Below are 6,563 nucleotides of genomic sequence, written 5' to 3'. Positions count from 1 at the left end.
GGGTCGAAAGCTCCGTGATCGCGAGGCCGTAGCCGGCGGCGACGCCCTTCACCTCATCGGCGTAGTCCTGCGATTCCGCCGCCTTCTTGAGGTCGAACAGCCGGCCATCCCAGCTCGGGATCTGGACGCCCTTGTAGCCGAGCGAGGCGACCCATTTGCAGATCGAATCGAAGGAATTGAACGGCGCTGTGTCGCCTGCGAACTGAGCGAGGAAAATTGCCGGTCCCTTGATCATCTTCATCGAATGATTCCTTCTTGCTTGATTCCGCGTCGCGGCCTGAGAGACGGTGAGGCCGCGACGTTAGTCGTGCCTCAGAACGTCTCCGCCGCCCACAGCGCCAGGGCGTCGGTCTCGGACATTGCGGCAGGCCGATCGACACGCGAATGTACGGCGATTTCGCCGCCCTCGACACCCGCCTTCAGCGTGGCGTGCATCACCTCGAGCGCATGGCTTGCCAGCGCGCCGGAGGCGCGATGCGGCGTGCCGTGCAACACCGAGCTTGCGAGGTCGGCGACACCGAGGCAGCGATAATTGGCCTGGTTCGGCATGTGATCGGCCCAATTCGGCGAGCGCCAGTTCGGCTTGCCGAACGCGCGGTCATCGGCTGCGAGCGAAATCCAGTCGCTGCCCTTCTCGGTATATTGCACCACGCCTCCAAAAAAGTTCGGATCCGGCACGCGCAGCGATCCTTCCGTGCCGTAAAGCTCGATCGGCGCATGTCCGTGCTTCCACACGTCCCAGCTCATCATGAAGACGATGTCGGCGCCGCTCTCGAAGTGAAGAAGCGACATCACCGTCGTCGGCGTCTCCACGGCGATCGACTTGCCGTTCATCGGTCCCTTCGACGAGACGAGCCGCGTGGCGAAGCCGGAACTCGCGCGTCCCTGCACGTGCGTCACCGATCCCAGGAGATTGATCAGGGCCGCAAGGTAATAGGGCCCCATGTCGAGGATCGGTCCGCCGCCGGGCTTGAAGAAGAAGGTGGGGTCGGGGTGCCAGTGCTCCATGCCGTGCGACATCAGAAAGCAGGTGCCGTAGAGCACCTTGCCGATCCTGCCGGCATCGATGAGCTCGCGGGCGGTCCGTCCGCCGCTGCCGAGGAACGTGTCGGGCGCGCAGCCGAGCTTGAGGCCGCGCTGCGCAGCTTCTCTGACCAGTGCGGCGGCATCGGCCGCCTCGACCGTGATCGGCTTCTCGCCGAACACGTGCTTGCCGGCGGTCAGCGCGGCGTGGCTCACCGCGAAATGCGCGTTGGGCGTGGTGAGATTGACGACGATCTGGATGTCGGGACGCGCCAGCAGCGCCTCGATCGTCAAGGCCTCAATGCCGAATTGCCCCGCCTGGTCGCGTGCGACCTCGCCGCGCAGGTCGGCGCAGGCAACCAGCCTGAGATCGCGAAAGTTCGGAATGTTCCGCAAATAGATCGTCGAAATGTTGCCGCATCCGACGACGCCGACGCCAAGCTTGCTCATGGTACCCATTCCCTTCAGCTCCAGGCGGCCACGCTCTCGCGCGCCCGGTGCGCGAAGCGAGCGACGTCGTTCGGCTTGTCATGTTCGGCGACGAACAGCGACACGTTCGCCGCGCTCATTGCTGACCGCAACGCCGGCCAGTCCATGATGCCGTGACCGGGATCGGCCCAGCCGTCCTCGTCCAGGCATTGTCCTGACGGTGCGAGGTCCTTGATGTGGCAGGCAACCAGGCGCCCCGCGTGCTTCCTGATTTCGGCGACGGGATCGCCGCCACCGCGTACGATCCAGGCGAGGTCCGCCTCCCAGACGAGTTCGGGTGCTTCCTCGAACAGGCATTCGAGATAGGTGCCGCCGCTCGCGCTGCGGCCATATTCCCAATGGTGGTTGTGCCAGCCGAAGCGGAGCCCCTCGCCTGTCACCGCCTTGCCGATCGCGGCAAGCTCGCGCCCGATGCCGCGCCACTCGGTCTCGCCACCCTCGCGTTCGCCGGGCGGCGGGGCCGGGGCAAAGATCGTGTCGATACCCAAGCCCTTGCAGAGCTTCGCGGTGCCGGCCGCGTCCGCGCGCAGCCGGTCGAGGCCGACATGCGCGCTCGGCGCGGTCATGCCGTAATGTTGAAGCAGCCGCTTCAACGTCTCGGTGTCGTTGAACAGCCCACCCCAGGGCTCGACCATTCTGTAGCCGAGGCCGGCAAGCAGCTTGAACTGCGCCTCGAGCGGTTCGATCGAACGGGCGGAATAGAGTTGGAAGGATAGTCGGTCTATCGGCGTGGTCATGCTGGAATCTCATGCGAGGTGGGTTACTGAGTTACAGGCGCTGTCCGTCCTGGTCGTCGAACAGCGAGAAAGCTTCGGCCGGAAAGCGCAAGGCGAGCAGATCGCCCGAACGTGCACTTGCATCGGCATCGCTGCGGAAAGAGAACGCGGTCCCGTCGGCGAGGCGGCACCAGACCAGCGCGTCAGCGCCCATCGGTTCCACCATCTCGACACGCGCGGTCACGGAAGACGGATGATCAGAGCCTGTGATCTCGATGTGCTCGGGACGGATGCCGAGGACGGCTGGAGCATCTGATGGCGGAGAACGGAACGCGTAGCCGTTCAGGTCGAACCCGGTCTCTCCGGCGATGAACGTCAGGCCGCCATCACGCACGATCCGACCGCGCAGGAAATTCATCGCAGGCGAGCCGACGAAGGAGGCCACGAAACGGTTGACCGGCTCGCGATAGATCTTGCTCGGCGTATCGAGTTGCTGGATGACGCCGCCCTGCATGACGGCGATACGGTCGGCCAGGGTGAGCGCCTCGATCTGGTCGTGCGTCACGTAGATCATGGTGGCGCCGAGCCGCGCGTGCAGGCGCTTGATCTCGACCCTGAGCTCGGCACGCAGCTGGGCGTCGAGGTTGGAGAGCGGCTCGTCGAACAGATAGACGCCGGCATGACGCACCAGCGCGCGGCCGATCGCGACGCGTTGGCGCTGTCCGCCTGACAGTTCGGACGGACGGCGGTCGAGCAGCTCGGTCAGCCGCAGCATCTTTGCGGCCTCGCCGACGCGGCTGTCGATCTCGTCCTGCGGCGTGCGGGCGACTTTCAGCCCGAACGACATGTTCTTGCGCACGCTCATGCGCGGATAGAGCGCGTAGCTCTGGAACACCATGGCGATGCCGCGATCCTTCGGCTCGGCCCAGGTCACGTCGCGATCGCCGATCCTGATTTCGCCGCCCTTGACGTCGATCAGTCCGGCGATGGCGTTCAGCAGGGTCGACTTACCGCAGCCGGAGGGGCCGAGCAGGACGAGGAATTCGGAGGCGCCGACGTGAAGGTCGAGATTCTCCAGAACCTTCAACCCGCCAAAGCCGATCTGCAGGTTCGTGATATCGACGTTGGAGCGTTCCATGTCGCCTCAGCCCTTCACAGCGCCCGCGGCGATGCCGCGAACGAACCAGCGGCCGGAGCCGAAATAGATCACGAGCGGCAACAGCGCGGTGAGAAGCGTGGCGGCCATGTCGACATTGTAGGCGCGCTCGCCTTGCGTCGAGTTGACGATGTTGTTGAGCTGCACGGTCATCGGCAGATTGTCGCGGCCGGCGAACACCAGCCCGAGGATGAAATCGTTCCAGATGCCGGTGGTCTGCAGGATCACCGCGACGACGATCATCGGCGTCGCCATCGGCATCATGATGCGCGCATAGATCTGGTAGAAGCCGGCGCCGTCGATGCGGGCGGCCTTGAACAGCTCGACCGGCAGCGAGGTGAAATAGTTGCGGAACAGCAGCGTCATGGTCGGAAGCCCGAAGATCGTGTGGATGGTCACGATGGTGGCGAGCGACTGGCCGAGCCCGGTGAACGAGAACACCCGCACCAGCGGATAGATGAACACCTGATAAGGGATGAAGGCGACGACCATCATGGCGCCGAACAGGATGTTTGCGCCGCGCACGCGCCAGAGCGACAGCGCGTAGCCGGTGAGCGATCCGACCGTGATCGAGATCACGACCGACGGCACCAGGATCCGCAGCGAGTTGAAGAATCCGACCCTGATGCCCTCGCAGGTGAGCCCGGTGCAGGCCGACGTCCAGGCCTTGACCCATGCCGCAAGGCTTGGCGAGGCCGGCAGCGCGAGCAGATGGCCCTGCCGGATCTCGGCCATCGGCTTCAGGGACGTGACGATCATGACGTAAAGCGGCAGCAGGAAATACAGAGCTGTGATCAGGATGAACGCATAGAGGCCCCACCGCGCCGGGTTGACGCGTTTTGGCCGGCCGGACTTGAGAGCGGTCGCGCTCATCGCACCTCTCCCTTGCGCGCGCGCCAATAGAGATAGGGCGCGACCACCGCGATCACGGTCACCAGCATGGTGGTGGCGGCCGCGGCTGCCAGCCCGATATTGCCCCGCTCGAACAAATGGTCCATGACGAACTTGGCCGGCACTTCGGAGGCGATGCCGGGGCCGCCATTGGTCATCGACACCGGCAGGTCGTAGAGGCGGACGACGGCGGTCGAGAGCAGCACCGCGGCGGTTGCGAAGCTCGCGCCCATCATCGGGATGATGATGGAGATGTAGACCCGCCATTTCGGCAGGCCATCAACCCGAGCCGCCTTCCAGATTTCATCGTCGACGCCGCGAAGCCCCGCCAGCATGATCGCCATCACCAGGCCCGAGGCCTGCCAGACGCCGGCGATCACCAGGCAGTAGATTGCCGTCTCCGGCCGCACGATCCAGTCGAAGGTCGCGCCCGCAAAGCCCCAGCTCCGCAGCACATACTGGATGCCGAGCGTCGGGTTCAGAAGCCACTGCCACACCAGCCCCGTGACGACGAAGGACATCGAATAGGGATAGAGGTAGATCGAGCGGATGGTGTCCTCGGCCCGTACCCGCTGGTCGATCGCGACCGCCAACAGGAAGCCGATCAGCAGCGCCAGCGAGACGAACAGCACGCCGTAGACGATGATGTTGTGGACCGAAGTGATCCAGCGATCGTTGCTGAGCAGCAGCTCATATTGCCGCAAGCCCACGAAGTTGTTGTTCGGCAGCATCCGCGAATTGGTCAGCGACATCCACGCCGTCCAGCTGGTGGCGCCGAGATAGACGACGAGCGTCACCGTCAGCGCCGGCAACAGCGCTGAGGTCACGGAAAGTCGGGAGGTCAGCGAAAGACGCATCGTATCGCCGGATTGGAGAGGGATCGACGGATCAAAAGAGGCGGCCGACCATTCGCCGGCCGCCCTTTATCGATGCATCACTCGGCGGATTTCAGCACCGCAGCGACCTTGGCAGAGAATTCATCGGCGCCCATATCGGTGTTCCAATATTGCGAGATAGCATCCTGCAGCGCGCCGGTGAGGGCGGGCGGCGCCAGCATGTCGCCGGACGGCATCTGCTGGGCCTTGTCCGCGACATAGCGCATGCCCTTCTGAGCGCAAGCGTCCAGGGCCGACGTATCGACATCGCTGCGCACCGGGATAGAGCCCTTCTTCAGCGCGAACTGGATCTGGGTCTCCGGCGTCAGCATCAACTTCGCCAAGGTCATCTGCGCCTTGGTGGTGGCTGGGTCTTTTGCCTTCGGGAAGACGAACACGTCGCCGCCCATCACATAGCCGCCGCTGCCGTTGGACAGGACGGTGCAGCCATAATCCTTGTCGGGGACCTTGCCGGCGGCGACGAACTCGCCCTTGGCCCAGTCGCCCATGATCTGCATGGCGGCCTTACCCTGAATGACCATGTTGGTCGCGTCATTCCAATTGCGGCCGGGCGCGCCGGGATCGACATAGGCCTTGAGCTTCTTGTAGGTGACGGCGACGGTCTTGAACTCGGCACTCTGCGCCAGCGCCGCGTCGCGCTTGCCGAGGATGCCGGTCCACATCTGCGCGCCGCCGACGCCGATCAGGACCGCGTTGAACAGATTCTGTTCCCAGTTCTTCTGACCCGAGAAGGCCAGCGGGATCACCTTGCCGTCAGCCTTGAGCTTGTCGAGAATGGCAATCGCGTCGTTCCAGCTCTTCGGCTCGTCGGCGCCGACGGAGGCGAGCACGGCCTTGTTGTACCAGAGCCAGTTCTGACCGTGGATGTTGATCGGCACCGCATACATCTTGCCCTTGCGGGTCGCCGCGGCAACGATCGCGGCAGGCATCACGGCTTTCCAGTTGCCTTCGGTTGCGATCGCATCGACATCGGCGAGCAGGTCGCCTTCCACCAGTTCATCGAACTGCTTGCCGGTGTTGAGCTGCATCGCGGTCGGCGGATTGCCGGAAACGGTGCGGGTGATAGCGGCGTTTCGTGCATTTGCCGCGCCGGCGACCGCGCTATCGATCCAGGTGCCGCCCGCCTTGGCGAACTGATCGGCGAACACCTTCACGGCGGCAGCCTCGCCGCCGGAGGTCCACCAGTGGATCACCTCCGCCTTCATCTCCTGGGCGTTGGCGGGTAACGAGACAAGCGCGCTCGTGGCAATGGCCACCGCAGCTAACAGTGTGCCCTTCATGACTTCCCTCCCGTGTAAGCCCATTTTTGGGCCGATTATCCCTTTACAGGCTTTTGTAATCGATTACATAGATCGTATCACAACCTCAGGATTTTGCAAGCGCGGACGGCGA

The 6,563-nt window shown here is 64.2% G+C and carries 6 protein-coding genes and 1 pseudogene; all 7 read right to left on the bottom strand.

Annotated elements, in window-relative coordinates; genetic code table 11:
* Positions 1-241: pseudogene (locus Q0687_RS29115) on the bottom strand (sugar phosphate isomerase/epimerase); the annotation flags it as partial.
* A gap of 71 nt (positions 242-312) precedes the next feature.
* Entirely contained in the window at positions 313-1,473 is a 1,161-nt protein-coding gene (locus Q0687_RS29110; RefSeq protein ID WP_298884864.1) for a Gfo/Idh/MocA family oxidoreductase, read from the bottom strand.
* Between the two features lie 14 nt (positions 1,474-1,487).
* Positions 1,488-2,249, bottom strand: a complete 762-nt coding sequence (locus tag Q0687_RS29105; RefSeq protein WP_298884863.1) for a sugar phosphate isomerase/epimerase — start codon at positions 2,247-2,249, stop codon at positions 1,488-1,490.
* A gap of 31 nt (positions 2,250-2,280) precedes the next feature.
* A complete protein-coding gene (ugpC, locus tag Q0687_RS29100; protein WP_298884862.1) occupies positions 2,281-3,366 on the bottom strand; it encodes a sn-glycerol-3-phosphate ABC transporter ATP-binding protein UgpC in 1,086 nt (361 codons plus the stop codon).
* A 6-nt stretch (positions 3,367-3,372) separates the two neighbouring features.
* The gene (locus Q0687_RS29095) at positions 3,373-4,257 is read right to left on the bottom strand and encodes a carbohydrate ABC transporter permease (RefSeq protein ID WP_298884861.1); all 885 of its coding nucleotides are present in this window, start codon (positions 4,255-4,257) and stop codon (positions 3,373-3,375) included.
* Entirely contained in the window at positions 4,254-5,102 is an 849-nt protein-coding gene (locus Q0687_RS29090) for a sugar ABC transporter permease (protein ID WP_298884860.1), read from the bottom strand. The genes Q0687_RS29095 and Q0687_RS29090 overlap by 4 nt, the downstream gene beginning before the upstream one ends.
* A 107-nt stretch (positions 5,103-5,209) precedes the next feature.
* Positions 5,210-6,451 (bottom strand): ABC transporter substrate-binding protein, encoded by a 1,242-nt coding sequence (locus tag Q0687_RS29085; RefSeq protein WP_298884859.1) that lies wholly within the window; start codon positions 6,449-6,451, stop codon positions 5,210-5,212.
* Between the last annotated feature and the right edge of the window lie 112 nt (positions 6,452-6,563).

Source organism: uncultured Bradyrhizobium sp. (assembly GCF_936928535.1).
In the GTDB taxonomy this organism is placed as follows: domain Bacteria; phylum Pseudomonadota; class Alphaproteobacteria; order Rhizobiales; family Xanthobacteraceae; genus Bradyrhizobium.
This window is presented reverse-complemented; position numbering and strand designations above follow the sequence as displayed.